Raw genomic sequence first — 26,905 nt, forward strand, 5'->3', positions numbered from 1 at the left:
CCCGAACCCAGATACGTGACATACTTTTCATGCAACATATGACGTGCTCCCCTCGGGGGATCCACAGAAGGAGCTCGACCATGCCCTGGGACGAGGCCGGCGTACCGGCGCTCACGCGCGAAACCGGCGCCGAGACGCTGCCGGAACAGGCCGGCGCGCCTGCCTCGGAAGGGGCGGCGGTGCTGCAGTACGAATGGCGCGGGGCCTGGGTCGTCGTCGCCCGCGGCTCCTATGACATGGACTCGATCACGCCATTGGCGGACGCGCTGTCGGTCGCGGCCAGGACGCATCCGAAGGTGATCCTGGACGCCTCCGGCATCACCTTCGCCGACTCGACCCTGCTGAATCTGCTGATCCTCACCCACCAGGCGGGCACCCTGCGGGTCGTGGCGCCGTCGGCGCAGCTGCAGCGGCTCTGTGAGATCACCGGGGTCGACAGCATCCTCCAGACGCGGGATTCCGTCGACGACGCCGCCGTCACCTGAGCGGGCCCGCCCGGCTTTCGTGTCACTTCCGCCGGCCTGCCCGCCGGCACCGCCGCGGTTTCGGGGCGCGGTGACGCAGTTCGGCCGAGGATGATGGTTCCTGCTTTGTTCAGGGCTTGAAACGTGGGTTAACCTGCGGCGTATTTCCACATCGCATACACATCTGTGACCGTGGAACACGCATGCACGACAACCGGGCCGCACATCGGTCCGGGGGGTTCCGAGTCTTCGGCTTCGAGGGCTCTTGGGGAGCGGAACGAGGGTGCGCATGACCAGCGACAGCACTGGGGTCGTCGATGCGGTGCCGGGCGACCAGGAGTTGCGTCGGCTGCTGGCCGGCCTGACAGCCGTTCGCGACGGGGACTTCGGTACCCGGCTGCCGGACGACGCGGACGGCCTCATGGGCGACATCGCCACGGTCTTCAACGGCATGGTCGACCAGCTGTCCGTGTTCACCTCCGAAGTCACCCGGGTGGCCCGTGAGGTCGGCACCGAGGGCACGCTCGGCGGGCAGGCGGAGGTGCCCGGGGTCTCGGGCACCTGGGCCGACCTGACCGACTCGGTGAACGCGATGGCCGGCAACCTGACCACCCAGGTCCGCGACATCGCCCAGGTGGCCACGGCAGTTGCCAAGGGCGACCTCTCGCAGAAGATCGACGTGCCCGCCCGCGGCGAGATCCTTCAGCTGAAGGAAACCGTCAACACGATGGTGGATCAGTTGTCGGCGTTCGCCGACGAGGTCACACGTGTAGCTCGTGAGGTGGGCAGCGAGGGACGGCTCGGCGGCCAGGCGCAGGTGCCCGGCGTGGCGGGCGTCTGGCGTGACCTCACCGACTCCGTGAACCACATGGCGGGCAACCTCACCAGCCAGGTCCGCTCCATCGCCCAGGTGACCACGGCGGTCGCCGAGGGCGACCTCTCGCAGAAGATCACCGTGGACGCGCGCGGGGAGATCCTGGAGCTGAAGAGCACCATCAACACGATGGTGGACCAGTTGTCGGCGTTCGCCGACGAGGTCACGCGCGTCGCCCGCGAGGTCGGCACCGAGGGGCGCCTCGGCGGCCAGGCGGACGTCAAGGGCGTCAAGGGCACCTGGCGCGACCTCACCGACTCGGTGAACTTCATGGCGGGCAACCTCACCGGCCAGGTCCGCAACATCGCCCTGGTCGCCACGGCGGTGGCCAAGGGCGACCTCTCGCAGAAGATCACCGTGGACGCGCGCGGGGAGATCCTGGAGCTGAAGAGCACCATCAACACGATGGTGGACCAGTTGTCGGCGTTCGCCGACGAGGTCACGCGCGTCGCCCGCGAGGTCGGCACCGAGGGGCGCCTCGGCGGCCAGGCCCAGGTGCGCGGTGTGTCGGGTACCTGGAAGGACCTCACCGACAACGTCAACGTCATGGCGTCGAACCTCACCGGCCAGGTCCGCTCCATCGCCCAGGTCGCCACCGCCGTGGCGCGCGGCGACCTGTCGCAGCGGATCACCGTCGAGGCCGCGGGCGAGGTCGCGGCGCTGGCCGAGGTCATCAACACCATGGTCGACACGCTGTCGGCCTTCGCCGACGAGGTCACACGCGTCGCCCGCGAGGTCGGCACCGAGGGACGCCTCGGGGGCCAGGCGCACGTGCCGAACGTCGCCGGGACCTGGAAGGACCTCACCGACAACGTCAACTCGATGGCCAACAACCTCACCGGCCAGGTGCGCAACATCGCGCTCGTGACGACGGCGGTGGCCCGGGGCGACCTGTCGAAGAAGATCGACGTGGACGCCCGCGGTGAGATCCTCGAACTCAAGACGACCATCAACACGATGGTCGACCAGCTGTCCGCGTTCGCCGACGAGGTCACCCGAGTCGCCCGCGAGGTCGGCACCGAGGGACGCCTCGGCGGCCAGGCCGAGGTCGAGGGCGTCTCCGGCACCTGGAAGCGCCTCACGGAGAACGTCAACGAACTGGCGGGCAACCTGACCCGGCAGGTGCGGGCCATCGCCGAGGTCACCAGCGCCGTCGCCGAGGGCGACCTGACCCGGTCGATCAACGTGGAGGCGTCCGGCGAGGTCGCCGAGCTCAAGGACAACATCAACTCGATGGTGGAGTCCCTGCGCGAGACCACCCGGGCCAACCAGGAGCAGGACTGGCTCAAGACGAACCTCGCCCGGATCTCGAGCCTGATGCAGGGCCACCGCGACCTCCCCGTGGTCGCCGAGCTGATCATGGACGAGCTGGTCCCGCTGGTGTCGGCCCAGTACGGGGCCTTCTACCTCGCCGAGGACGGCGACGACGGGCCCGAACTGCGGCTCGTCGGCTCCTACGGCTACCCGGAGGAGAGCACCCGGCCCGCCCGCATCGCCTTCGGCCGCACCCTGGTCGGACAGGCCGCGCGCAGCCGGCGCACCATCATGGTCGAGGAGCTGCCGGACGGCTATGTCACCATCTCCTCGGGCCTGGGCCAGGTGGTGCCGTCCGCGCTGGTGCTGCTGCCCATCGTGGTGGAGGGCCAGGTCCTCGGCGTCATCGAGCTGGCGTCGGTCACCCGCTTCACCCAGATCCACCGGGACTTCCTCGCACAGCTGATGGAGACCATCGGCGTCAACGTCAACACCATCGTGGCCAACGCCCGTACCGACGAGCTGCTGGTCGAGTCGCAGCGCCTCACCGTCGAGCTCCAGGCCCGGTCGACCGAGTTGCAGGTGCAGCAGGAGGAACTGCAGCGCTCCAACGCGGAGCTGGAGGAGAAGGCCTCGCTGCTGGTCGCGCAGAACCGGGACATCGAGGCGAAGAACCTGCAGATCGAGCAGGCGCGCCAAGAGCTGGAGACCCGGGCCCAGCAGCTGTCGCTGGCCTCGAAGTACAAGTCGGAGTTCCTGGCCAACATGAGCCACGAACTGCGCACCCCGCTCAACAGCCTGCTCATCCTCGCCCAGTTGCTCGCGCAGAACCCGTCCCGCAACCTCACGCCCAAGCAGGTCGAGTACGCGCAGATCATCCACTCCGCCGGTTCGGATCTGCTGCAGCTGATCAACGACATCCTCGACCTGTCGAAGGTCGAGGCCGGGAAGATGGACGTCACGCCCGAGCGGGTGACGCTGCGGCAGCTCATCGAGTACGTCGAGGCCACCTTCCGGCCGATGACGACGCAGAAGAGCCTCGACTTCACGGTGACGACCGCGCCCGGTGCCCCCGCCGACGTGCTCACGGACGACTCCCGGCTGCGCCAGGTGCTGCGCAACCTCCTGTCGAACGCCGTGAAGTTCACCGAGCAGGGCGGCGTTGAACTGAGCATCGAGCCCGCCTCGGACGAAGAGGTGCCCGAGGGTGTGGTGCGGGGCGCCGCCGTGGTCGCCTTCCGGGTCAAGGACACCGGCATCGGCATTCCGGAGCAGCACCTGGAGACGATCTTCGGCGCCTTCCAGCAGGCGGACGGCACGACCAGCCGGAAGTACGGCGGCACCGGCCTGGGCCTGTCCATCACGCGGGAGATCGCCCAACTGCTCGGCGGCGCCGTCTCGGTGCACAGCACGCCCGGTCAGGGCAGTACGTTCACGCTGTTCCTGCCCGTGGCCCGCCCGGACTTCGAGGAACTGCTCAGCCACGGCAGAACCCTGGAGCGGGTCCTGGCGGAACCCGTGCCGGAGGGACTGGCCGGCTCGGTGCCGGTGCCCCAGATCGGGCCGGGCCCCCGGCCCCGGCGTCTGCTCGTCGTGGAGGAGCGCTCGCGCGGTCTGCTGACCCTCGTCGCGGAGAGCGTGGTCGCCGACCTGACGCACGGCCGTGCCGACGGCGCTCAGCGTCCCGCCGTCGACATCATCACCGCCGTCGGCGCACAGGAGGCGGCCGGTGCCCTCGCCTCCGAACCGTGCCACTGCGTCGTCCTGGAGCTGGGCATGCCCGACGACGAGGCGTCCCGCTTCCTCCAGGCCCTGGAGGGCGATTCGGCGCTGACGAGCGTTCCGGTGCTGGTCCACAGCAGCCACCCCGCGGACGTGCCCCTGGACGAGACGCTGCGTTCCCGCTCCGCGGGCGGCGCCTTGGAGTTGCTGTCCAGCCTCGACGAACTGCGCGAGCGCATCGCCCTGCACCTGTCCGCCGAGGAACCCGGGGACGTGCTCTCCCTCGTGCGGACCGAAGGGCCGCAGCACCTGACGCCGCCCTCCGTCGACGACGCGTCGGCGGGCCGTACCGTTCTCGTCGTCGACGACGACGCGCGGAACCTCTTCGCGCTGAGCGGGATCCTGGAGATGCACGGCTTCCGTGTCCTGCACGCGGAGAACGGGCGCAGAGGCATCGAGACACTGATGAACAACCCGGATGTCGCCATCGTGCTGATGGATGTGATGATGCCCGAGATGGACGGCTACACCGCGACGGCCGAGATCCGCCGCATGCCGCAGTACGCCGAGCTGCCCATCATCGCCGTCACGGCGAAGGCGATGCCGGGCGACCGGGACAAGAGCCTCGCCTCGGGGGCCAGCGACTACGTCACCAAGCCCGTGGACACGCGCGACCTCATGGCCTGCGTCCGCCGCTGGCTGCCCGCATGAGCACACCGGCGTCCGACCCGCGCACCGGCGGGCCGGACGCCCCGCAGCGCCCGTCGTTCCGCGCCCCAGGGCACTCCAGCCGAGGAGCTTCCACACCGTGAGCATGTCCGAGCAGCCGCGCGATCCGGGCCGGGGCGGTGAGCCGGAGCGCGGCTCGGCCGCAGATCCGGATTCCTCGCTGCCGCCGGTGCCCTCCGACGCGTCTTCCCCGGCCGCGGACGAGGAGCCCAAGTCCCCCGACGAACAGGCGGCGGCCCCCGGCCGGCCGTCGCAGGACACCGACGACACGTCGGAGTCCCGCGACGAGCCGCCCGCCGACGTCGAAGACCTCTCACCCGCCTCTCCGGTGGGCCGGCTCGCCGCCACCGTGGAACGGCTCAGCCGGGAGGTACGGGCCGCCCAGGCGGAGGCCGAAGGGCGTGCCCTGATCGAGCTCGCCAAGGGCGTCCTGGTCGAGCGGCTGCAGTGCGGCCCCGCCCAGGCCGCCCGCCAGCTCACCCAGCTGGCCGAGCAGGCCCAGGTCACCCCCCTGGAGCTCGCTGTCGACGTCATCAACCAGGCAGCCCGGGACCGGATGTCCGAGGTGACGGACGCCTTCCTCGCCGCCACCAGGGCCGCCGACGAGGCGGACACCGAGTCGGCCGCCGTGCGCCTGCGCGCGGCCGAGAGCGGCGTACTGGCCGCGGACGACGCCCAGGCCGTGGCGGACGCCCTGCTGGAGCAGGCGCTGCGTCCGCTCGGCGCGGTGGCCGTGGCCATCTGGGCCGTGGGCGCCGACGGTTCGCTCACCCTGGCGGGCAGCGCCGGTTTCTCGCCGGCCGAGGCGGAGCGCTGGCGCTACGTCCCGCCGGACGTGGTGACCGTGGCGCGACGGGGGCTCATCGAGCGCGAGGGGCAGTGGATCACCACCCTCGGCGCGACCGGACTGCCCACCATCGGCCTGCACCACCATCCGGACGGCGGCCGGGCCGCCCTGCCCGCCGGCACCGGGGGCCGCATCCACGGTGTGCTGGAGATCGCCTGGCCGACCCCGCTGGCGCCGCAGCCCCCGCAGATCGTCCGGCAGATGGAGGCGCTGGCCGAACTGTGCGCCCACACCCTGGAGATGCACACGCCCCAGGGAGCGGCCCAGGGACCGCGCGTGCTGCCGGACGCCGCCGAGCTGATGGATCTGGCCGACGGGCTGTACGACCCCGCCCTGGTCCTGGTGCCACACCTGGACGGTGACGGGCACCTGGTGGACTTCCGCATCCAGCACGTCAACAACCGCTTCCTGGACCCGGCGGGCAGGCCGCGGGCGGTCGTGAACGGCGCGCTGCTCCTGGAGGCCTACCCGATGGCGGCCGGGGACAGCGAGTTGTTCCAGCGCGTCGAGCGGGTCTACGCCACCGGTGAGCCCTTCCGGGCCCGTCGCATGAACCTCACCGCCCTCGTCGACCAGGTCCCGCTCTCGGCGGTCGCGGACATCAGCATCAGCCGTCACGGCATGTCCGTCCTCCTGATCTGGCGCATCGAGGACGAGACGGCGCGACTGGCGAGTCTGCTTCAGCACGCCCAACGGCTGGGCCGTATCGGCGGGTTCGAGGAGAACGTGCTCACCGGCGAGATCACCTGGAACGGGCAGCTCTTCGACCTGTACGGGCGGGCGCAGACGAGCACCCCGGTGCCTCTGGAAGAGCTGCCGGCTTACGCTCACCCGGACGACGGCGTCTCCATCCGCCGTTTCCTGCGCACCCTGCTGCACCACCAGCGGCCGGCGGCCGCCGCCTTCCGGCTGCAGCGGCCGGACGGGGTCACCCGCCACATCCGGATCGTCGCCGAACCCGTCCTCGACACCGACGACCGGCTGCTGCTGGTGCGCGGCGCGTACCAGGACATCTCGGCCCAGCACTGGACCGAGGTGGCGCTCGCCGCCACCCGCGACCAGCTGGCTCACACCGAGCAGCAGGCGACCGAACGCGCCCGGCTGACCCTGCAGTTGCAGCACGCCATCATGCCTCCCACCCAGGCGCCGTTGCAGGTGTCCGGCCTCCAGGTGGCCGTGCGCTACCGGCCGGCGGAGACCGAGCAACTGGTCGGCGGCGACTGGTACGACGCCGTCGTGCTGCCGTCCCGGAAGGTGTTGCTGTGCGTCGGGGACGTGGCCGGGCACGGCATCGAGGCCGCCACCAGCATGGTCGTGCTGCGCAACGCGTTGCGCGGCCTGGCGGTGACCGGCGCCGGTCCGGCGCAGTTGCTGTCGTGGCTCAACATCGTGGCCCACCATCTGACGGGTGCCGTCACCGCGACAGCGGTGTGCGGTCTGTACGACCCCGTCCGGCGGACGCTGCGCTGGGCCCGGGCGGGCCACCTGCCGCCCGTGCTCGTCCGGGACACCGAAGCGGCCCCCCTGCCCCTGGTCAAGGGGCTGCTGCTCGGAGCGGTGCCCGAGGCCGTCTACGAGGAGACCGAGCTCCAGCTGGCCCCGGAGGACACCCTGTTGATGTACACGGACGGTCTGGTCGAACGCCGTGACCGGCCGGTGGAGGAGTCCCTGACTCATCTTCTGACCACAGCCCGCGCGGCGCCCAGCACCCTCGACCAGCAGCTGGACCGCCTGTTGACCTACAGCAAGTCGGACACCGACGACGACACGTGCATCGTGGGTATCCGGGTCGGGTGAGAGACAGGGGCGAGGCGGCGCGGGGAGTGGTTCTGCCGCTCCCGTGCCTCACCGTTGTGGCAGGACGCCCGAGGGAATCACCGCGTCCCTGGCCTTGTCGCCCGTGGGGAGTTGGTCGGCGTAGCCGGCCTTGGCCCACACCAGCTTCTTGAACTGCTCCGGGGTGAGCGCTCCCTGCCACGGGGCGCCGCCCGGGCAGAACACCGAGGAGCAGTCGGAGCAGTGGTGCGCAGGCCTCCACAAGCGCTCGGCGCGCTGGGCACCGGCCTCGGCCGCGGCCTTCTCCCGGCCGTCGCTCCGCGAGACCACGATGGTCCCGACGAGGCAGAGCAGAGCGAACGCCGCCCCGCCCACCAGGTACAACGGCTTGTCCTGGTGCACGCCGACGTAGGCGAAGGCGATGCCCATGCCGGTCAGCACCATGCCCTCCGCGACGTGCACGCACCCGTCGCCGGCCTTGTCCGGCCCCGGCGCCAGGCGGCCGAACAGGTCGTCCCGCATCGCACCCTTGCCGCCGCGCGCCTGCTCAACCGTCCGGACCCGGCTACCGCCACACCTCGGACACACCGCTCCGACCGGCACTCCGGCCCCCTGGTACCCCATGATGATCAGCTTATCGGTGCGCCTTGTTCACGTTGACGAACATCGCACACGTGGCTGTACAGCGTCGCGTCGCTCGTGCAACTCTGGCAACTCCGTTCTCCACTTGACCAGTTGGAGGAACCAGCATGAGTGTTTCCCGGCGTACTGTGCTGGCCACGGCGGCCGGTGCCACGGCCGTCGGTGCCTCTCCGGCACCCGCCGCGGCCGCCGACCGCACTCCGGCACCGGCCCTGCGCACGCTCCGCTCGGCGGCCGACTACGCCGTCGAGAAGCTTCACGCCGTCGCACCGAAGGTGACCGCCTTCCCTGTCGGCACCAGATTCGAGAAGTGGACCTACTCGCAGGACGGCGACTGGATCGGCGGCTTCTGGCCGGGGACGCTGTGGATGGCGTGGCTCCACAGCAAGGACGACACCTTCCGCACCCACGCCCTGGCCTCGGCCGAGAAGCTGGCCCCGCGCCGGCTCGACACCGGCACGCACGACCTCGGGTTCCTCTTCTACCCGTCCTGGGTCACCGCCTGGCGGCTGACCGGGGACGAGACGTGGCGGACGGGCGCCGTGCGGGCGGCCGACTCCCTCATCCGGCGCTACAACCCGCGCGGCCGGTTCATCAGGGCGTGGGGTGCGCTGAACGACCCGAACAACGCCGGCCGCGTCATCATCGACACGATGATGAACCTGGACCTGCTGGCCTTCGCGAGCCGACAGACCGGCGACGGGAAGTACCTCGACATCGCGGTGGAGCATGCGAGGACCACCCAGCGGTTCTTCCCGCGCCCGGACGGGTCCACCCCGCACGTCTACGACTTCGACCCGGGCAGCGGGGACCCGATCGGCCCGAACACCGTGCAGGGGTACAGCCCCACGTCCTGCTGGTCACGCGGGCAGGCATGGGGCGTGTACGGATTCACCACGATGTACCGCAGGACCGGCGACCGGAACTTCCTCGCCACCGCCCGGAGACTCGCCGACTTCGCGATCGGCGCGCTGACCGAGGACCACGTCCCGGTGTGGGACTACCGGGCACCGCAACAGCCCCACGACATCAAGGACGCGTCCGCCGGAGCCGTCATGGCCTGCGGCCTTCTCGACCTGGCCGCGGCCACCGGCCGGAACGCCTACCGCGAGGTGGCGCTCCGGCTGCTCACCGCTCTGTCCGAGACCTGCCTGACGAGGAACTCCGCCCGCGCGGAGGCGGTGGTGGCCCGCTGTACCCGCCACCGCCCGGCCGAGGACGGCGTCGAGATCTCCCTCCCGTACGCCGACTACTACCTGCTGGAGGGCATCCTGCGCGTGCTGCGACCACAGGACGTCGACCGGGCGATCGACCTCTCCACGGTCTGACCGGCAGGGGACCGTCGGACCTCGACCGTGTGGGCCTGTTCCGCCGCCGGGCGCACGGCTCGTGGGTCGTCCTCCGGCGGCTCGTCGGACGGCCCGACGACCGGCGTGGCCCGGGGCGCCGGCATCGACCGCGGGCCCGGAGGACCGGCACACGACCTAGTCCTCGTACCGAGGCGTCCACTGCGCCCGGGCGACGGCCTCGCGCAGCTCCTCCTCGGTCGCCTGCGGGGCCACCCCGTCCTCGACGGCGGCGAGGGCTGCGGCCAGGGCGATCTCGCGGGCGGACTCCCGCATCCCGGTCAGCGGCGGCAGCAGCGGCACGGGGAGGTCCTCGCCGTCCGCCGCCCGCACCGCGCACCGCGCGACGGCCCGGGCGGCGGCCACGAGCATGCGGTCCGTGACCCGGGTCGCCCCGCTCGCGGTCACCGCGAGGCCCATGGCCGGGAAGACGTACACGTTGTTCGACTGCGCCACGGGTACCTCACGCCCGTCGACCGTGAGCGGCGGGAAGGGCGAACCGGCGGCGATCAGCGCCCGACCGTCGGTCCAGCGGGTGAGGTCCGCGGGGTCGGCCTCGGAGTGCGACGTGGGGTTGGACAGCGGGAAGACGACGGGCCGTTCGCAGGTCGACGCCATCTGCCGCACGATCTCCTCGGTGAACGCGCCGTGCGCCGTCGACAGTCCGATGAGCGCCGTCGGCTGCACGCGGCGCACGACCTCGGCCAGGCCGGTGCCGTCCCAGTCGGTCACCTCGCTGTCGTCACGCGCGAACGCCCGCTGCTGCGGGGTCAGTTCGGAACGCGAGGTCACCAGCAGTCCGTCGACGTCGAGGATCCAGAACCGCGCCGTCGCCTCGTCTTCCGGCAGCCCCTCGTCGACCATGGCCGTACGGATCATGTCGGCGACGCCGATGGCGGCCGATCCGGCGCCCAGGATCACCACACGCTGCTCGGGCAGCGGAGTGCCGGCCACGTCCGCCGCGGTGGACAGGGCACCGAGCGTGACGGCCGCGGTGCCCTGGATGTCGTCGTTGAAGGTGAGCAACCGGTCACGGTATCGGGCGAGGATCGGGTGCGCGTGGGCGGTGGCGAAGTCCTCCCACTGCAGCAGCGTCCCGGGGAGTTCCGCCTCGACCGCAGAGACGAACGCCTCGATCATCTCGTCGTACTCGGCGCCGGTCAGCCTGCGGGCGCGCCGGCCCAGGTAGCGGGGGTTGTCGAGCAGCGTCTCGTTGTCGGTACCGACGTCCAGCAGGATCGGCAGCGTGCGGGCCGGGTGGATGCCGCCGATCGCCGTGTAGAGGCTGAGCTTGCCGACGGGGATGCCCATGCCGCCGACGCCCTGGTCGCCCAGGCCGAGGATGCGCTCGCCGTCGGTGACGACGATGACGTCCACGTCGTGGTCCCGGTGCGGGCGGTTGCGCAGGATGTCCTGGAAACGGTGCCGGTCCTCCCAGGTCAGGAACAGACCGCGGGGCCGCCGGTAGATCTCGCTGAACCGCTGACAGGCCTCGCCGACCGTGGGCGTGTAGACCACGGGCAGCAGCTCCTCCAGGTACTCGGTGACCAGGCGGTAGAAGAGCACCTCGTTGGTGTCCTGGAGCTGCCGCAGGTAGATGTGGCGGTTGAGGGGCTTGTCGTAGCCGTGGAACGCCTCGTAGGCGCGGGCGACCTGCTCGTCCAGGGTCTCCACGGCCGGTGGCAGCAGCCCGTCGATGCCCAGCTCCTCGCGTTCACGTCGGCTGAAGGCGGTGCCCTTGGTGACCAGGGGGTCGGCGAGGGTCGCGACGGCGGGGCTGGTGGTGGGGCGGGGGTGATGTGTCGGCTGGTCCATGAGGTGACGCCTTCCCGTGACGCGACGGTTCGTGCGGGTGACGTGTGCCATCCGCGCGAAACACCGGCCTCGGAAAAACGTCCCCCCGCCACCGATGAGTTCCGCCCGGCCGCCCGGTCTGCCCTTCCGTACGCCTCACCGAGCCCGACACCCCTCAGGAGACAGTGACATGAGTGTGACGACGCCTCAGACTCCGCACGCGCCGACCGAGTCCCGCAGCGCCTTTCTCGCCACCCGCCCCGTATGGCTGGTCGGCGTCCTGGCCACCCTCGCCGGTGCCGTCGTGACCGAGGCGTTCGCGCTCGTCGCGCGGGCCGCCGGTGTCCCCATGGAGGCTGCGGGTCCCGGGGCCACCGAGGCCGCCAGGCTTCCGGTCGGCGGCTTCTTCGGCGCAGTGATGATCTGGTCGGTCGCCGGAATCGTCCTGGCCGTCGCCCTGGCCCGCTGGGCCGAGAAGCCCGCCCGCACCTTCACCGTGACCACTGTCGCGCTCACCGCATTGTCCCTGGCCGGCCCGGCCGTCGCCCCGCACACCGCGACGTCCACCCAGATCGTCCTGGCCGTCTCCCATGTGGTGGCCGCCGCGGTCATCGTCCCCCTGCTGGCCCGCAGGCTCGCCCACGGACAGCGCTGACCCCGCACCCCCGAAACGGGCCCGTCGCGCCTCGGCGCCGACGGGCCCGTCGCTGTGTCCCGACCCGGGCCGCCGCACGGTGGCGCCACCCTGCCCCCCGAACAGCCCAATCACGCTGCGCCGGAGGAGGCGAACGTGGATGAGCGGTGTGACCGTGGTGGAAGGGATGCGCGTGCACAGGGACTCAGGGACCGCGTGCACACAGGAACCGCGTGCACACAAGGACGAGGAGGCGCGATGGCGGAGGCACTGGTCGGGGGCGGCACGAAGGGCGCTGCCGCGACGGTCGGCGCAGGCCCGTCCCCGGGTGTCTTCGAGCAGCTCAGCGCCGTCGCCGACGCCGTCCTCTACGAGGGCTACCTCCTCTACCCCTACCGCCGCTCCTCCACCAAGAACCGCGTCCGCTGGCAGTTCGGCGTGCTGTTCCCCCGCGACTGGGTGGAGGCGGACGGCCCCGTCCTCCCCGGCGTCTCCGGCTCCGCCGACTCCTGGTACCAGCAGACCGAGTGCCTGCTGCGGATCCGGCGGCCGGACAGCGCCCGCGTACGCGTGCGGGTCCGCTACCTCCAGATGCAGCGCAAGCAGGTGGAAGAAGCGGGCCGTCCCGTCGAGTCGCTGCGTACCGACGACGGCACGGTGCATCTGACCTTCGACGAGGCCCTGCCGCGCGAGTGCGAGGTGGAGGCCCCGCTCGACGAACTCCTCCGCGGCGGACGCACCGTCGCGGTGGGTGCCGCGGCGGGAGAGGACGTCGAGCCGCTGCCCGACGGAATCGGGCGGGTGGTGCGCAGCCGGGAGGAGATCCGGGCCGAGACCACCCTCACCGCCGAGCGGCTCGCCGATGACCTCTGCCGGATCCGCGTACGCACCGCGAACACCGCGCCCGCACCCCGGCCGGGCACCGCGCGCGACGAGGCATTGCGCCGGGCCCTCATCGCCACCCACACCCTCGTCGGCGGCGACGGAGTGGAGTTCGTCTCGCTGATCGATCCACCGGCGGACCTGCACGCACCCGTGCGCACGTGCCGTAACGAGTTCACCTTTCCCGTGCTCGGGGGCGATGCCGGGGGCACCGGACACGTCCTGCTGTCCGCACCGATCATCCTGCCCGACCACCCCCAGGTGGCCTCCGAAAGCCCGGGCGACCTGCACGACGCCGCGGAGATCGACGAGATCCTCACCCTGCGCACGATGCTGCTGACCGACGAGGAGAAGCGCGAGGCGCGCGCCACCGACCCACGGGCGGCGGCGATCCTCGACCGCGTCGACACCATGCCGCAGGAAGTCTTCGAACGGCTGCACGGCGCCGTCCGCTCCCTGACACCGGCCACCCCCACGGCGCCCGCCGGCCCTTTCCCGACACCTGCCAGCCCAGCCACGGCGTCCGTCGACCCCTTCCCGGCAACCGTCACCCCCACGGCACACGCCGACCGCCCCGCCTGGTGGCAGGAAGGTGCCGACGACGGTCTCTCCCCGGCCACCGACACCGTGCTCGTCGACGGTGTCCGGCTCGGCGGCGGCAGCCGCGTACGGCTGCGCCCCCGGGGGCGCGGCGCCGACGCCCAGGACATGTTCCTGGCCGGACGGACCGCCGAGGTCGCCGCCGTCTTCCACGACGTGGACGGCAGCGTGCACCTCGCCGTCACCCTCGACGACGACCCGGCCGCCGAACTGAACCACTGGTACGGCCGCTTCCACTACTTCCGGCCCGACGAGCTCGAACCCCTCGAGCCCGCCGGATCCCCGGACGAGCCGTCGGCACCGGCTCCCGCCGCAGCTCCTGCGCGGCACACGTCCGACTCCGAGACCCCCGCAGCGGAGGCCGAGTGACATGACCACCCACAGCAGCACCGAAGAAGTCAGCAAGGAACCCGAACGGTCCGAGGTCCGGCAGGGCATCGACGAGATCCACATCCTCTGGATCTCCGAGGGCATGAGCTGTGACGGCGACACCGTCTCCCTCACCGCCGCCGACCAGCCCTCCATCGAGGATCTGGTGCTCGGGCTGATCCCGGGCCTGCCGAAGGTGAACCTCATCAACAAGGTGCTCTCGCCCAGCCTGGGCGGCGAGGACTTCCTCGCGCCCTACCGTGCAGCCGTACGCGGCGAGCTGGGCCCGTTCATCCTCGTCATCGAGGGCTCGATCCCCAACCAGAACATCATCGAGGGCGACGGCTACTGGACGTCCTTCGGCAACGACCCGGAGACGGGCGAGCCGCAGACCCTCAACTGGTGGATCGACCAACTGGCCCCCAAGGCCTGGGCGGTGGTCGCCGCCGGCACCTGCGCCACCTTCGGCGGCATCCACGCCATGTCCGGCAACCCGACGGGCTGCATGGGCCTGGCCGACTACCTGGGCTGGGACTACACCTCCCAAGCCGGCCTGCCCATCGTCAACGTGCCCGGCTGCCCGATCCAGCCCGAGAACTTCATGGAGACCCTGCTCTGGGTCCTCTACCACGCGGCCGGCTCCGCGCCCCCGCCGCCGCTGGACCACATGCTGCGCCCGCAGTGGCTGTTCGGGAAGACGGTCCACGAGGGCTGCGACCGCGGCTCGTACTACGAGCAGGCCAACTTCGCCACGGACTACAACTCACCCAAGTGCCTCGTGAAGACGGGCTGCTGGGGTCCGGTCGTCAACTGCAACGTGCCCAAGCGCGGGTGGATGGGCGGCCTCGGCGGTTGCCCCAACGTCGGCGGCATCTGCATCGGCTGCACGATGCCCGGCTTCCCCGACGCGTTCATGCCGTTCATGGACGAGCCCCCGGGCAGCACCCTGTCGTCCCTGGTCATCAAGCCCTACGGCGCCGTCGTGCGCCGACTGCGCGGCATGACCAACGAGCTCGTCAACCACGAGCCCCGATGGCGCCACAACCAGCGCAAGCTGACCAGCGGTTACGACCCCCACTGGCGCGCCTGATGAGGCTTCCCCGCAGCAAGCCCACCACCCCACACACCACCGACAGCGAGGGGCAGTACCGCAGATGACCACCACCGAGGCGCGGCCCACGGACCGCAAGCCGCCACAGCTCGTGGACATGTCCTGGGATCCGATCACACGGATCATCGGGAACCTGGGCATCTACACGAAGATCGACTTCGCCAACCGGGAAGTCGTCGAATGCCACAGCACCTCGTCGCTGTTCCGCGGCTACTCGGTGTTCATGAAGGGCAAGGACCCGCGGGACGCGGGCTTCATCACGTCCCGGATCTGCGGCATCTGCGGCGACAACCACACCACCTGCTCCGACTACGCCCAGCAGATGGCCTACGGAGTCAAGCCGCCCCCGCTGGCCGAGCACATCGTCAACCTCGGCGAGGCGGCCGAGTACATGTTCGACCACACGATCTTCCAGGACAACCTGGTCTTCGTGGACTTCTGCGAGGCGATGGTCAAGGCCACCAACCCCGGTGTCCTGGCCCGCGCCGAACGCACCGAGGCACCCCGTGGCGAGATCCACGGCTACCGGACGATCGCCGACATCATGAAGGCCTTCAACCCCTTCGAGGGAGAGGTCTACAAGGAGGCCCTGAAGGTCAGCCGCATCACCCGCGAGATGTTCTGCCTGATGGAGGGACGGCACGTCCACCCCTCCACGCTCTACCCGGGCGGCGTCGGCACGATGCCGCAGCCGACCGTCTTCACCGACTACCTCGCGCGCCTCATGAAGGTCATCGACTTCGTGAAGAAGGCCGTCGCCATGAACGACGACGTCTTCGACTTCTTCTACGAGGCACTGCCGGGCTACGAGGAGGTCGGCCGCCGCCGCGTCCTGCTGGGCTGCTGGGGCGCCTTCCAGAACCCCCAGACCGTCGACTACCGCTACGAGAACATGAACTCCTGGGGCAAGGACATGTACGTCACCCCGGGCATCATCGTCGACGGCGAACTGGTCACCAACAACCTCGTCGACATCAACCTCGGCCTGCGCATCATGCTCGGCAGCTCCTACTACGAGGACTGGGTCAACGAGCAGCCGTTCGTCACCCACGACCCGCTCGGCAACCCCGTCGACATGCGCCACCCCTGGAACCAGACCACCGTCCCGGTGCCGCAGAAGCGCGACTTCGACGACAAGTACAGCTGGGTGATGAGCCCCCGCTGGTTCGACCAGCGCACCGGCGACCACCTCGCCCTCGACACCGGCGGCGGCCCCCTGGCCCGCCTGTGGTCGACCGCGCTGAGCGGCCTGGTCGACACCCCGTACGTCAAGGCCACCGGCCACAGCGTGCGCATCTCCCTGCCCAAGGGCGAGTCGCTGCCGGAGACCACCCTGGAGTGGCGCATCCCGCAGTGGAGCAACACCATCGAACGCGACCGCGCCCGGCCCTACTTCATCGCCTACGCGGCCGCCATGGCCCTGCAGTTCCTCGAAGAGGCCATGGGCATGGTCCGCGCGGGCGAGACCAAGGTGTTCGAGAACTACGAGGTGCCCGACGAGGCGATCGGCTGCGGCTTCCACGAGGCGGTGCGCGGCGTCCTCTCCCACCACCTGGTGATCAAGGACAAGAAGATCGCCAACTACCACCCGTACCCGCCCACCCCGTGGAACGCCAGCCCGCGTGACAAGTTCGGCACCCCCGGCCCCTACGAGGACGCCGTCCAGGGCCAGCCCATCTTCGAGGAGAACGGGCCGGACGACTTCAAGGGCGTCGACATCATGCGCACGGTCCGCAGCTTCGACCCGTGTCTGCCGTGCGGTGTGCACATGTACGTCGGCAAGGGCAAGACACTGACGACCCTGCACTCGCCGACGTACGGGGCGAACCATGGCTGAGGCCGCCGGCGCACGGCTGGCCGACCCGGACGTCGAGGCCCGGCTCGCCCGGCTCGACCAGGCGCTGGAAAGCCTCGAGTCCGCCCCCGGGCCGACGACCCGCTCCGCGACCGAGGCGGTGGCCCTGCTGACCGAGGTCTACGGCGAGGCCCTGGCCCGCGTCCTGGACCAGGCGGACGAGGCACTGGCCGGGCGCCTCGCCGACGACGAGCTGCTCGGGCACCTCATGGTGCTGCACGACATCCACCCCGAGCCCGCCGAACGCCGGGCGGCCCGCGCGGTCGAACGGCTGCGGCCCGCCGTCCGGGAGCGGGGCGGCGACGTGGAGTGGGCCGGGGTCGAAGGGCAGGTCGCCCGGGTCCGTGTGACGAAGGGCGGCGGCGGCTGCGGGTCCGGCTGCGGCAGCGGGGGGTCGGAGGTCACGGACGCGGTCCGCGCGGCGGTGCTCGCCGTGGCTCCCGAGCTGACGGCGGTGGAGCCCCTGACCGAGACGGCCCCCGCCTTCGTTCCCCTGACCACGCTGACGCACCGGGGCGCACCGTGACCACCGACGGGGCACTGGCCCGCCTCATCCGCTCCTCGGCCGACCGCACGGCGGCGGCCGAGCGGGAGGTGTGCGACCTGTGCGCCGCACCGGTCGCCGACGAGCACGCCCACCTGTACGACACCGGGCAGGAGGAGGTGCGCTGCGCCTGCGGCCCCTGCTCGGTGCTGTTCGCCGACGCGGCGGCGGGGGACGGCCAGTACCGGCTCGTGCCCCGGCGCCGGGTCCGGCTGCCGGAGGTCGACACGGCCGCGCTGGGCGTACCGGTCGGCCTGGTCTTCTTCGTGCCCCGGGCCGACGGCACCGTCACCGCCGAGGGCCCGAGCCCGGCGGGAGCCATGCGGTGGGAGGTGGACGCGGCGGCCTGGCAGAAGGCGGCCGGGACGTGTCCACCGCTCGCGACCGTGGAACCCGATGTGGAGGCCCTGCTGGTGAACACCGTCCACGGCCTCGACCACCACTGGATCGTGCCGATCGACGACTGCTACCGGATGGTCGCCGTCGTACGCCGGGAGTGGCGCGGCCTGTCGGGCGGCGGCCGGGTCTGGCCGGCCGTCCGGCAGTTCTTCGAGGACCTCACCGAGCGGCCATAGCCACGCACTCCGCAGGTCGGAGGCGAGGAAGGAGAGCACCCCATGGGCAGCATCAGAGTGGGCCGGCCCCAGGCGAAGCCCGACACCCCCCGGCACGTCGCCGGGATGCACCAGGGCAACAAGGGACCGCGCCAGCAGCAGAAGGGGCACCACGCGGACGGCACCGCCGACGCGCGCCGCTCCACCGGGATCCACTGGAAACGGCATGACGCCCTCGCCGAGACCATGCCGAACATCTCGCCCGGATGACACATCGTGACGCGAACGAGCAGGGAGTCGCCGCAATGAAACGAGTAGGCAGAACCGTCATGCGCAGGCGGGGCGGGATGAGCGGGCAGCGGGTGCTGAAGACCGAGGCCGTCCTGGTGGGCGGCGCGGTCCTGGCCCTGTTGTGCTGGGAGTGGCCCAGCCTGAGGCGCGAGGCGCGGATCTGGCGGATGGCGGGCGGGTTCCGCGCCGGCCACCGCTACCCGTGAGCGCGCCGTGCATGAACTGTCGATCGCGACCGCGATCGTCGAGCGGGCCGGCGAGCTGGCCCGGGCGGACGGGACGAACACCGTCTCGCAGGTGACCGTCCGGGTCGGCGAGCTGGCGGGCGTCGTCCCCGACGCCCTGGATTTCGCCTTCGAGGTGGCACGCGACGGCACGTCCCTCGCGGGCGCACGGCTCGTCGTCGAGCAGATCCCCGCCCAGGCCTGGTGCGGCGCGTGCGCCGAGGAGTTCGCGGTGGGCATGCCCCCGTTCTTCTGGTGCCCGCGCTGCGACCAGCCCTCCAGCGACCTGCGCAGCGGGCGTGAGCTGGAGATCGCCGGGATCGAACCGGCACCGGCCTAGCGAACGGACGAAGGGCCCCGCCGACGCGTCGGCGGGGCCCTTCGCTCCTCTGTGCTCAGCAGATGCGCGGCAGCTGCTCCCCGAGCGGCAGGTCCACCACCCGCGTCCCGCCGAGACCGGTGGCGACCACCACCATCCCGGGATGCTCGGCGACGCACTCGCCGATCAGCGTCGCCCCGGCTCCCTGCGGATGGGCCCGCATGGCCGCCAGCACCTCCTCCGCCCGCGCCGGCGGCACGAACGCGACCAGCCGCCCCTCGTTGGCGACGTACAGCGGATCGAGCCCGAGGAACCCGCAGGCGTTCGCCACCGCGTCCGGCACCGGGATCGCCCGCTCCCGCAACCGGACCCCGGTCCCCGAGGCACGGGCGATCTCGTTGAGGGACGCGCCGAGGCCGCCCCTGGTGGGGTCGCGCAGCACATGGATGTCCGGGGTGACGGCCAGCATGGCCGCCACGAGATCCGCCAGCGGCGCGGTGTCGCTGGCGACCTCCACCCCGAACTCCAGTCCTTCCCGCACGCTCATGATCGCCACGCCGTGCAGCCCGATCGGCCCGCTGACGATGACCGCGTCCCCGGGCCGGGCACGCTGGGGCCGGATGTCCACCCCGCCGGGCACGATCCCCACCCCGGCGGTCGTGACGTACACCCCGTCGCCGTGCCCGGACTCCACCACCTTGGTGTCACCCGTGGCGATCGTGACCCCGGCGGCCTCGGCGGCCGCCCCCATCGAGCGCGCGATCCGCTCGAGGACCGTCAGCTCCACGCCCTCCTCCAGAATGAAGGCGGCGGAGAGGTACGCGGGCCGCGCGCCGCTCATCGCGAGGTCGTTGACGGTGCCGTTGACCGCGAGGTCGCCCAGACAGCCGCCGGGGAAGAACAGCGGCCGGACCACGTAGGAGTCGGTGGAGAAGGCCAGCCGCGCGCCGCCCAGTTCGAGGACCGCGGAGTCGGCCAGACCGGACAGGGTGGCGTTGCCGTAGGCGGGGGTGAAGATCTGCTCCATCAGCTCCGCCGACAGCGCGCCCCCGCCGCCGTGCCCCATGACCACCACCCCCTGGTCACGCAGCGGGGCGGGGCAGGTCCAGTTGGCCGGGTCGACCACATCGATGACGCGCTCAGGCAACGGGGGTCGCCTCCTCCCGGGAGGTGGCCCCGATGGCCTGCGGGGCCGGGGTGTTCATGCGGCGGTAGAGGTAGTAGGCCGCGCAGGCGCCTTCGCTGGAGACCATGGTGGCGCCGAGCGGGGTGCGCGGGGTGCAGGTGGTGCCGAACGCGGCGCACTCGGTCGGCTTGATCAGGCCTTGGAGCACCTCGCCGGCCCGGCACTCGGCGGGCTCCTCGGTGCGGATCCCGCTCACGTCGAAGCGGTGCTCGGCGTCGTAGGCGCGGAAGGCGTCGGTCAGCCGCCAGCCGCTGGCCGGGATCCGCCCGATGCCACGCCAGGACCGGTCGGTGACCTCGAAGACCTCCTCGATCATCCGCACCGCTGCCGGGTTGCCCTCCTCGCGCACTGCACGCGGGTAGGCGTTCTCCACCCGGTGCTCACCGCGCTCCAGCTGGCGGACCGCCCGGCGGATCCCCTCCAGGATGTCCAGCGGCTCGAAGCCGGTCACCACCATCGGCACCTCGAACCGCTCGGCCAGCTCCGGATACTCGGCCATCCCCATCACGCTGCACACGTGCCCGGCGGCGAGGAAGCCCTGCACCCGGCACTCCGGTGCCGTCATGATCGCCTCGACGGCCGGGGGCACCCGCACATGCGAAACCAGCAGACTGAAGTTGGACAGGCCGAGCCGGCGCGCCTGGTGCACGGCCATCGCGTTGGCCGGGGCGGTGGTCTCGAAGCCGATCGCGAAGAACACCACCTCCCGGTCCGGGTTGCGGCGGGCCAGCTCGAGGGCGTCGAGCGGCGAGTACACCACGCGCACGTCGCCGCCCTCGCCCTTGACCCGGAACAGGTCGCGGTCGGTGCCCGGCACCCGCAGCATGTCGCCGAAGGAGCAGAAGATCACCCCGGGCCGGGCGGCGATCTCCAGCGCCTTGTCGATGACCTCCAGCGGGGTGACACAGACCGGGCAGCCGGGCCCGTGGATCAACTCGACCCGTTCGGGCAGCAGTTGGTCGATGCCGTGCCGGATGATCGAGTGGGTCTGGCCGCCGCACACCTCCATCAGGGCCCAGGGCCGGGTGGCGGTGGTGCGGATCTCGTCCAGCAGGCGCCGGGCCAGCTGGGGGTCGTTGAACTCGTCGATGTACTTCACCGGGCCTCACTCCCGCTGTCCTGGGGCTCCGTCACCGCGGCGGCGCCCGCCTCCTCGGCCGCCTGCTCCCAGGCGTCCCCGAACTCCTCCTCCAGCAGCCCCAGTTCCTCGAACAGCTTCAAGGAAGCCAGGGCCGACTCCTCGTCCAGACGCTGGAGCGCGAAACCGACATGCACGATGACGTACTCACCCACCTTCACGTCGGACACGTACTCCAGGCACGCCTGTTTCTGCACGCCGCCGAAGTCGATCAGCCCGGTGAGGGGATCGGCACTGTCGTCGATGGACACGACCTTTCCGGGCACTGCCAAACACATGGGTCACTCCTCCTGTCGTAGGTGCGCCGCGACCACCAGCTGGCCGAGGGCCAGTCCGCCGTCGTTGGGCGGGACTTCGCCGTGGCGGAGCACCGCGAAGCCGTCCTCGGCCAGCAATCGCGCGCACTCCTCCTCCAGCAGCGCGTTGGCGAACACCCCGCCGCTGAGCGCGACGGTGGCAAGGCCGGTGTCCTGACACGCCCGCCGGCAGATCCCCGCCACCGCCCGGGCCACGGCCCGGTGGAAACGGGCCGCGAGTACGGCGGCCGGGGTGCCGCGCCGCAGATCGGCGATCAGCGCGCCGAGCACGGGCGCCGGGTCGAGGTCTTCGGTGAAGGCGTACGTCGTCGGTTCGGCGTCCCACGCCGAAGCGGCGGCGGCCTCCAGTTCCAGCGCGGCCTGCGCCTCGTACCCCGCGCGGTGGCACACGCCCACGAGCGACGACACGGCGTCGAAGAGCCGGCCCATGCTGGAGGTCGGCACACACGCCAGACCGCCGGACAACTGCTGCTGGAGCACGGTCAGTTCCTGGGGCGCGCAGGCGGTCACGCAGGGCAGGTCCGCGTCCCACGGCAGTCCCGCCGCCCACAGCCGGGCCAGCGCCAGACGGCACGGGTTGGCGACGCCCGCGTCACCGCCGGGCAGTGGGGCGGGGGAGAGGCGGGCGTAGCGGCGGAAGCCGGCGTAGTCGGCGAGCAGGATCTCGCCGCCCCAGACGGTGCCGTCGTCGCCGTAGCCCGTGCCGTCGAAGGCGACGCCGATCACGGGGGTGGTGCCGTCGAGGCCGTGCCCGGCCATGGCGGAGGCGATGTGCGCGTGGTGGTGCTGGACCAGCACGGGGGCGTGCCCGGCCAGCCGGGAGGCCCACCGTGCGGAGTGGTACCCGGGGTGCCGGTCGGCGGCGACCAGCTCGGGGCTCACCCCGGTGAGGGCCCGCAGGTGCGCGTCCGCCCGCCGGGCCGCCTCCAGGGTGGCCAGGTCGCCCATGTCGCCGATGTGCGGGCCGAACCAGGCCTGGTCGCCCGCGCCGAGGCACAGGGCGTTCTTCAGATCACCGCCCACGGCGAGAGCGGGCCGCACCGGCACCGGCAGCCGCAGCGGCCGGGGCACATACCCGCGGGAGCGGCGCAGCACCTGCTCGGTGCCGTCGGGGCGTACGCGCAGCAGGGAATCGTCGCAGGGGGAGGCGATGGGCCGGTCGTGGGCGAGCCAGGCGTCGGCCACCCCGGCGAGGTGGGTCAGCGCCTCGTCGTCATCCGTGACGATCGGCTCCCCGGAGCGGTTTCCGCTGGTCATGACCAGCATGCGGGGGCCGGGCGGATCACCGGGCAGGCCGAACAGCAGGGTGTGCACGGGCGTGTAGGGCAGCATCACGCCGAGGTGCGGGCTGCCGGGGCAGACACCGGGTGCGAGGTCGTTCGCCTCCGGGCGCCGGCGCAGCAGGACGATGGGGCGGCGAGGACCGGTGAGAGCGGCCAGTTCCGGCGAGGAGAGCTCGGCGATCCGCCGTACGGTGTCGAGGTCCGCGCACATCACCGCGAACGGCTTTGCCCCGCGTGCCTTGCGGCTGCGCAAGGTGTCGACGGCGCGTGCGTCGCCGGCGTCGCAGGCCAGGTGGTAACCGCCGAGGCCCTTCACGGCGACGATCCGCCCGGCCGCCAGCAGCGCGCGCGCCGCTGCCAGGGCCTCGCCGTCCCGGGCCGGGCGGCCCGCGCTCCCGGGCGCGGGCACCAGGCGGAGCCGGGGACCGCAGTCGGGACAGGCCACGGGCTGGGCGTGGAAGCGCCGGTCGAGAGGGTCGCCGTACTCCCGGGCGCACGCGGAGCACATCGCAAAGCCGCTCATGGTCGTGACCGCCCGGTCGTACGGCATGCCTGTGGCGATGGTGAAACGGGGGCCGCAGTGGGTGCAGGTCACGAACGGGTGCCGGTGCCGGCGGTCGGCCGGATCGCCCAGCTCCCGCAGGCAGTCCGGGCAGGTCGCCGTATCGGGCGGGAGGAGGGTGCTGCCGGGGGAGCGGTCGGTGGAGCGGATGCCGAACGCGCCGTCGGCGCCGGTCGCGGGCAGCTCCTCGAACCCCACGCCGGTGACGGTGGCCAGCGGCGGAGGCTCCTTCGCCAGCCGGTCGCAGAAGTCGGCGACACCCTCCGGCGGGCCCTCCACCTCGATCAGGACGCCGCTCGCCGTGTTGCTCACGAAGCCCGCCAGCGCGAGCTCGGAGGCGAGGCGGTGCACGAACGGGCGGAAACCCACGCCCTGCACGGTGCCGCGCACGGTCACGCGACGACGTACCGCCCGGGTGACGGGCGCTGTCACGAGACGAGGCCGGCTTCCGCGTCCTCGTGCGTGTGGGTGTGGGTGTGCGGTCGGGGCGCGAGGGGCGGCCGGTGGACAGGGGCCCCGTCCCGGACGGCGAGCACCCGCGCCAGCAGGGTGTCCACACCGGCGCCGGTGCGGGCGCACGACCGCAGCACCTCCACCCCCGGGTTGACCCGCCGGACGTTCGCCTCGAAGGCGGCCTCGTCGAAGCCCGCAGGCCCGGACAGGTCGGTCTTCGTCAGCACCACCAGGTGGGCGGACCCGAACGCGGTGGGGTACTTCAGGGGCTTGTCCTCGCCCTCCGTCACCGCCATGAGCACGATCCGCAGACTCTCGCCGAGGTCGTAGGAGGCGGGGCAGACGAGGTTGCCCACGTTCTCCACGAACAGCAGCGAGGCACCCTCGGGCAGCCAGCTCTGGACGTGGCCGCGCAGCTGCCGCGCCTCCAGATGGCACAGCCCGTCCGTCAGCAGCTGCTTCACCGGGGCTCCCGACCGCGCCAGCCGCTCGGCGTCGTTCTCGGTCGCCAGGTCGGCGGTGAGCGCGGCCACCGGAAGGCCCCGCTCCACCGCCCTGGCCAGCACCCGGCCGAGCAGCTCCGTCTTGCCGCTGCCCGGGCTGGACAGCAGGTTGACCACGCTCACTCCGCGCCGGGCCAGCTCCTCGCGCAGGCCCGCGGCCAGGGAGTCGTTCTTCGCCAGGACGGCCTGGGTGACGTCGTCCACGGAATCGCACATGGGGCGCCGCTCCTCGCGGGTCGGTAGGGAAATCGTTCCGCTACCGATCCTCCGCGCCGCCGCTCACCGTGCCCGGCAGCCCGGCCGACGACAGGGCACCGGATTCGTCCGGGCGGCTCAACGGGGGCGTGGCCCCCGGGTCGGCCAGCAGCACCGGCACCATCGCGTGCAGCGCCGCCACGGCCCGTCCCACCGCCTCCCGCACCGTCGCGCTGATGCCCGGGGCGATGTCCTCGTCGGCGGGCGCCCGCAGCTCCGGCTCACAGGCCAGCACCAGGACGCGGGGGAGCGGCTCGTCGCCCAGGTGCGCGGCCAGGGCGAGAACCTTCGCCGGGTCCATGCCGTGCGCCTCGGGCGGGGCGCCCGCGGTGGGTCCGCCGGGCGGGTCCGGCTCGATCAGCGACAGCGTGCCCGGCTCCTGCCCCCGCACGGCCGCGTCGACCAGGACGGCCGTGTCGTAGCCGTCGAGCAGCTCGTACGCCAGGTCCATGCCGCGGATGCCGAAGTCCCGCACCCGTACCTCCGGCGGCAGCGGGCGCAGGTCCAGGGCGCGGATCACCTCGGGGCCGAAGGCGTCGTCCGCGAGGAAGATGTTGCCGACGCCCGCGACGAGCAGCCGCGCGCTCACTGCGCTGCTCCCGCGGCCAGCGGCCGGGCGGAGCCGCTCGGGAGCTTGCGGACGAACGCGGACCGCAGCGCGTGGTACGGGGCCTCGGGGTCGAAGAAGACGGCGCGCATCCGGGCGAGTTCGTCCCGCCGGTACTCGGCGAGGGGCCGCTGGAGCTCGTCCGCGTGACGTGCCGTGGCCTTGGCGGTGATCCGGCCGGGCAGATCCGGATCGCCGGCCAGGTCGGCGGCCAGCCGCTCCACCTCGGTGGCGAAGTCCCGGGCCGCGACCGGCACCAGACGGTCCACGAGTCCGAGCCGCTCGGCGGTCGCGGCACTCACCGGCAGCGCCTCGCCCGTCAGCCGCTCGGCCGTCTCGGCGCCCGCCCGGCGGGGCAGCGAGTACGTCCAGAACTCCGACCCGTACAGGCCCATGTTCCGGTAGTGCGGGTTGAGGACGCTGCCCGTGCGGCACCAGACCTCGTCGGCGGCCAGGGCCAGCATGACGCCGCCGGCCGCCGCGTTGCCGCCGAGAGCCGCCACCACCAGCCGGTCGGTGGTCCGCAGCACCGCCTCGACCAGGTCGTTCAGGGCGTTGAGGTTGGACCAGGACTCCGCCGCCGGGTCGCCCGCCGCCTCGATGACGTTGAGGTGGATGCCGTTGGAGAAGAAGTCCCGGGCGCCGCCGAGCACCAGCACCGAGGTGGGGCGGGTGAGGGCGTAGCGCCAGGCGGCGAGCAGCCTGCGGCAGTGGGTGGTGCTCATGGCTCCGCCGGGGAAGGAGAACGTCAGAAAGCCGACGGGACCGCGCTGCCGGTAGCGGATGTCGGTCCAGGTGGTGCGGTCGGGCGGCAGTTCGAGCGGGGCCGCGATCTCGGGCAGCCAGTACGGGCGGTCGTTCGAACCGGGCATGCCCGGGCCGCTGCCCGGCGGGGCCGGGAAGCCGGAAAGCACCGAGGCCGCGGGGCGGCGGAACGGCGCCGGGTCACCGGAGCTCTTGCGTGGGCGCAGTTCCGGGATCCACACCGCGCCGTCCCGGGTGGCCCGGCAGACCGCGCCGGCCCGGGTCGCGAGCAGCTCACCGGGCTCCCCGCGCAGCCGGTCCTCGGGGTGCCCGCCGTGCAGGAACACCTCCCGGCCGCAGACCTCGTCCCGCACGCCGGGCTGCGAGTCCGCACCGCGGAGCTTGCGCAGCACCGTCGCCGTGTCGTCGTTCTCCCAGTCGATCCGCCGCTGCTCCTGGCGGAAGAAGTCCCGCCACACCACGTGGATCCCGGGTTCGCTCTGCGGACGCGGTTTGTACGACCCGTCGGCGTAGCGCCGTACGGCCAGCAGCACGGCGGCCGTGGCGGCGTCGGCCAGTTCGTTGCGGTACACGTCGCTCTTGCCCGCCGGCGGTACCGGGAAGGTGCCGTCCGCCCACACGTCCCCCGCGTCCATGGCCGCCTCGGCCTGCAGCACCGTGACGCCCCACTCCGAGGCTTCCTCGGCGATCGCCCAGTCCAGCGCCGACGGGCCCCGGTCGCCGGGTGGCCCCGGGTGCACGATCAGGCAGGTGTGGTCCCGCCACACGTCCTCCGGCAGTGCCGACTTCAGCATCGGGGCGACGATCAGCTCCGGACCTGTCTCGCGTACGGCGTCCCGGACGGCGTCGGGGCCGTGCGAGGCGAGCACGACGTCCACGTGGTGCCCCTCGTCCGACAGTTCGGCGAACACACGCTGGGACAGGCTGTTGAACGCGCTGGCGACGAGCAAGATGTCCATGACACGGCATGGTCGCCCGTCCCGGGAGGGCCGTGAAGGACCACGG

The 26,905-nt window shown here is 72.1% G+C and carries 22 protein-coding genes; 13 read left to right on the forward strand and 9 right to left on the reverse strand.

The window, feature by feature from the left end; genetic code table 11:
• Positions 1-80 precede the first annotated feature (80 nt).
• The 3 genes from ABTX60_RS28635 (at position 81) to ABTX60_RS28645 (ending at position 7,687) form a co-directional block, all read left to right on the forward strand.
• The gene (locus ABTX60_RS28635) at positions 81-485 is read left to right on the forward strand and encodes an STAS domain-containing protein (protein WP_352099901.1); all 405 of its coding nucleotides are present in this window, start codon (positions 81-83) and stop codon (positions 483-485) included.
• A 268-nt stretch (positions 486-753) separates the two neighbouring features.
• Positions 754-5,025: a HAMP domain-containing protein gene (locus ABTX60_RS28640; RefSeq protein ID WP_352099902.1), complete on the forward strand. Its 4,272-nt coding sequence runs from the start codon at positions 754-756 to the stop codon at positions 5,023-5,025.
• Positions 5,026-5,128: 103 nt separating this feature from the next.
• Positions 5,129-7,687 (forward strand): SpoIIE family protein phosphatase, encoded by a 2,559-nt coding sequence (locus tag ABTX60_RS28645; protein WP_352100015.1) that lies wholly within the window; start codon positions 5,129-5,131, stop codon positions 7,685-7,687.
• 48 nt (positions 7,688-7,735) lie between these two features.
• Here the strand turns inward: ABTX60_RS28645 and ABTX60_RS28650 are convergent, their stop codons facing one another.
• Entirely contained in the window at positions 7,736-8,188 is a 453-nt protein-coding gene (locus ABTX60_RS28650) for a hypothetical protein (protein ID WP_352099903.1), read from the reverse strand.
• A gap of 227 nt (positions 8,189-8,415) precedes the next feature.
• Between ABTX60_RS28650 and ABTX60_RS28655 the strand changes: the two genes are divergently transcribed.
• Positions 8,416-9,636 carry a glycoside hydrolase family 88 protein gene (locus tag ABTX60_RS28655; protein ID WP_352099904.1) on the forward strand — a complete coding sequence of 407 codons (1,221 nt, stop codon included), beginning with the start codon at positions 8,416-8,418 and terminating at the stop codon, positions 9,634-9,636.
• Positions 9,637-9,792: 156 nt separating this feature from the next.
• Here the strand turns inward: ABTX60_RS28655 and ABTX60_RS28660 are convergent, their stop codons facing one another.
• On the reverse strand, positions 9,793-11,469 hold the full coding sequence (locus ABTX60_RS28660) for an NAD-dependent malic enzyme (protein ID WP_352099905.1): 1,677 nt from the start codon (positions 11,467-11,469) through the stop codon (positions 9,793-9,795).
• Between the two features lie 169 nt (positions 11,470-11,638).
• Here ABTX60_RS28660 and ABTX60_RS28665 point away from each other — a divergent pair, with 169 nt between their 5' ends.
• The 9 genes from ABTX60_RS28665 to hypA all read left to right on the forward strand — a co-directional run bounded on the left by ABTX60_RS28665 (position 11,639) and on the right by hypA (position 18,852).
• Positions 11,639-12,103, forward strand: coding sequence for a DUF6069 family protein (locus tag ABTX60_RS28665; RefSeq protein WP_352099906.1), 465 nt, complete (start codon positions 11,639-11,641; stop codon positions 12,101-12,103).
• A 237-nt stretch (positions 12,104-12,340) separates the two neighbouring features.
• Positions 12,341-13,933: a hypothetical protein gene (locus tag ABTX60_RS28670; RefSeq protein WP_352099907.1), complete on the forward strand. Its 1,593-nt coding sequence runs from the start codon at positions 12,341-12,343 to the stop codon at positions 13,931-13,933.
• 1 nt (position 13,934) lies between these two features.
• A complete protein-coding gene (locus ABTX60_RS28675) occupies positions 13,935-15,023 on the forward strand; it encodes an NADH-quinone oxidoreductase subunit B family protein (protein ID WP_352099908.1) in 1,089 nt (362 codons plus the stop codon).
• Positions 15,024-15,087: 64 nt separating this feature from the next.
• Positions 15,088-16,881: a nickel-dependent hydrogenase large subunit gene (locus ABTX60_RS28680; protein WP_352099909.1), complete on the forward strand. Its 1,794-nt coding sequence runs from the start codon at positions 15,088-15,090 to the stop codon at positions 16,879-16,881.
• The gene (locus ABTX60_RS28685) at positions 16,874-17,425 is read left to right on the forward strand and encodes a NifU-related iron-sulfur-binding protein (protein ID WP_352099910.1); all 552 of its coding nucleotides are present in this window, start codon (positions 16,874-16,876) and stop codon (positions 17,423-17,425) included. The genes ABTX60_RS28680 and ABTX60_RS28685 overlap by 8 nt, the downstream gene beginning before the upstream one ends.
• On the forward strand, positions 17,422-18,018 hold the full coding sequence (locus ABTX60_RS28690; RefSeq protein WP_352099911.1) for a DUF5947 family protein: 597 nt from the start codon (positions 17,422-17,424) through the stop codon (positions 18,016-18,018). Before ABTX60_RS28685 ends, ABTX60_RS28690 begins: the two co-directional genes overlap by 4 nt.
• Positions 18,019-18,060: 42 nt before the next feature.
• Positions 18,061-18,267 (forward strand): hypothetical protein, encoded by a 207-nt coding sequence (locus ABTX60_RS28695; protein WP_344455147.1) that lies wholly within the window; start codon positions 18,061-18,063, stop codon positions 18,265-18,267.
• A gap of 35 nt (positions 18,268-18,302) precedes the next feature.
• The gene (locus ABTX60_RS28700) at positions 18,303-18,494 is read left to right on the forward strand and encodes a hypothetical protein (RefSeq protein ID WP_352099912.1); all 192 of its coding nucleotides are present in this window, start codon (positions 18,303-18,305) and stop codon (positions 18,492-18,494) included.
• A gap of 7 nt (positions 18,495-18,501) precedes the next feature.
• Positions 18,502-18,852 carry a hydrogenase maturation nickel metallochaperone HypA gene (hypA, locus tag ABTX60_RS28705; protein ID WP_352099913.1) on the forward strand — a complete coding sequence of 117 codons (351 nt, stop codon included), beginning with the start codon at positions 18,502-18,504 and terminating at the stop codon, positions 18,850-18,852.
• Between the two features lie 55 nt (positions 18,853-18,907).
• Here hypA and hypE read toward each other — a convergent pair whose 3' ends face one another.
• The 7 genes from hypE to ABTX60_RS28740 are packed head-to-tail and all read right to left on the reverse strand — an operon-like array spanning position 18,908 to position 26,859.
• Positions 18,908-19,978, reverse strand: a complete 1,071-nt coding sequence (gene hypE, locus ABTX60_RS28710) for a hydrogenase expression/formation protein HypE (RefSeq protein ID WP_502992415.1) — start codon at positions 19,976-19,978, stop codon at positions 18,908-18,910.
• A complete protein-coding gene (gene hypD / locus ABTX60_RS28715; RefSeq protein WP_352099914.1) occupies positions 19,971-21,116 on the reverse strand; it encodes a hydrogenase formation protein HypD in 1,146 nt (381 codons plus the stop codon). The genes hypE and hypD overlap by 8 nt, the downstream gene beginning before the upstream one ends.
• Positions 21,113-21,433, reverse strand: a complete 321-nt coding sequence (locus ABTX60_RS28720; protein ID WP_352099915.1) for a HypC/HybG/HupF family hydrogenase formation chaperone — start codon at positions 21,431-21,433, stop codon at positions 21,113-21,115. The genes hypD and ABTX60_RS28720 overlap by 4 nt, the downstream gene beginning before the upstream one ends.
• A gap of 3 nt (positions 21,434-21,436) precedes the next feature.
• Complete coding sequence (hypF, locus tag ABTX60_RS28725; protein ID WP_352099916.1) at positions 21,437-23,749, reverse strand: carbamoyltransferase HypF; 2,313 nt, start codon at positions 23,747-23,749, stop codon at positions 21,437-21,439.
• Positions 23,746-24,489, reverse strand: a complete 744-nt coding sequence (hypB, locus tag ABTX60_RS28730; RefSeq protein WP_352099917.1) for a hydrogenase nickel incorporation protein HypB — start codon at positions 24,487-24,489, stop codon at positions 23,746-23,748. The genes hypF and hypB overlap by 4 nt, the downstream gene beginning before the upstream one ends.
• A gap of 40 nt (positions 24,490-24,529) precedes the next feature.
• The gene (locus tag ABTX60_RS28735) at positions 24,530-25,117 is read right to left on the reverse strand and encodes a hydrogenase maturation protease (protein WP_352099918.1); all 588 of its coding nucleotides are present in this window, start codon (positions 25,115-25,117) and stop codon (positions 24,530-24,532) included.
• On the reverse strand, positions 25,114-26,859 hold the full coding sequence (locus ABTX60_RS28740; RefSeq protein WP_352099919.1) for an enoyl-CoA hydratase-related protein: 1,746 nt from the start codon (positions 26,857-26,859) through the stop codon (positions 25,114-25,116). Before ABTX60_RS28740 ends, ABTX60_RS28735 begins: the two co-directional genes overlap by 4 nt.
• Positions 26,860-26,905 lie beyond the last annotated feature (46 nt).

The organism is Streptomyces sp. NPDC126510 (assembly GCF_040302345.1).
Taxonomy (GTDB): domain Bacteria; phylum Actinomycetota; class Actinomycetes; order Streptomycetales; family Streptomycetaceae; genus Streptomyces.

Excerpts from the sequence above, each read along its gene's own strand:
- ABTX60_RS28695 (WP_344455147.1), top strand. The coding sequence starts at position 18,061 with ATGGGCAGCATCAGAGTGGGCCGGCCCCAGGCGAAGCCCGACACCCCC.
- ABTX60_RS28670 (WP_352099907.1), top strand. The coding sequence starts at position 12,341 with ATGGCGGAGGCACTGGTCGGGGGCGGCACGAAGGGCGCTGCCGCGACG.
- ABTX60_RS28720 (WP_352099915.1), bottom strand. The coding sequence starts at position 21,433 with ATGTGTTTGGCAGTGCCCGGAAAGGTCGTGTCCATCGACGACAGTGCC.
- ABTX60_RS28675 (WP_352099908.1), top strand. The coding sequence starts at position 13,935 with ATGACCACCCACAGCAGCACCGAAGAAGTCAGCAAGGAACCCGAACGG.
- ABTX60_RS28665 (WP_352099906.1), top strand. The coding sequence starts at position 11,639 with ATGAGTGTGACGACGCCTCAGACTCCGCACGCGCCGACCGAGTCCCGC.
- ABTX60_RS28685 (WP_352099910.1), top strand. The coding sequence starts at position 16,874 with ATGGCTGAGGCCGCCGGCGCACGGCTGGCCGACCCGGACGTCGAGGCC.
- ABTX60_RS28700 (WP_352099912.1), top strand. The coding sequence starts at position 18,303 with ATGAAACGAGTAGGCAGAACCGTCATGCGCAGGCGGGGCGGGATGAGC.
- hypB (WP_352099917.1), bottom strand. The coding sequence starts at position 24,489 with ATGTGCGATTCCGTGGACGACGTCACCCAGGCCGTCCTGGCGAAGAAC.
- ABTX60_RS28680 (WP_352099909.1), top strand. The coding sequence starts at position 15,088 with ATGACCACCACCGAGGCGCGGCCCACGGACCGCAAGCCGCCACAGCTC.
- ABTX60_RS28640 (WP_352099902.1), top strand. The coding sequence starts at position 754 with ATGACCAGCGACAGCACTGGGGTCGTCGATGCGGTGCCGGGCGACCAG.
- ABTX60_RS28650 (WP_352099903.1), bottom strand. The coding sequence starts at position 8,188 with ATGCGGGACGACCTGTTCGGCCGCCTGGCGCCGGGGCCGGACAAGGCC.
- ABTX60_RS28635 (WP_352099901.1), top strand. The coding sequence starts at position 81 with ATGCCCTGGGACGAGGCCGGCGTACCGGCGCTCACGCGCGAAACCGGC.
- ABTX60_RS28740 (WP_352099919.1), bottom strand. The coding sequence starts at position 26,859 with ATGGACATCTTGCTCGTCGCCAGCGCGTTCAACAGCCTGTCCCAGCGT.
- ABTX60_RS28660 (WP_352099905.1), bottom strand. The coding sequence starts at position 11,469 with ATGGACCAGCCGACACATCACCCCCGCCCCACCACCAGCCCCGCCGTC.
- ABTX60_RS28655 (WP_352099904.1), top strand. The coding sequence starts at position 8,416 with ATGAGTGTTTCCCGGCGTACTGTGCTGGCCACGGCGGCCGGTGCCACG.
- ABTX60_RS28645 (WP_352100015.1), top strand. The coding sequence starts at position 5,129 with ATGTCCGAGCAGCCGCGCGATCCGGGCCGGGGCGGTGAGCCGGAGCGC.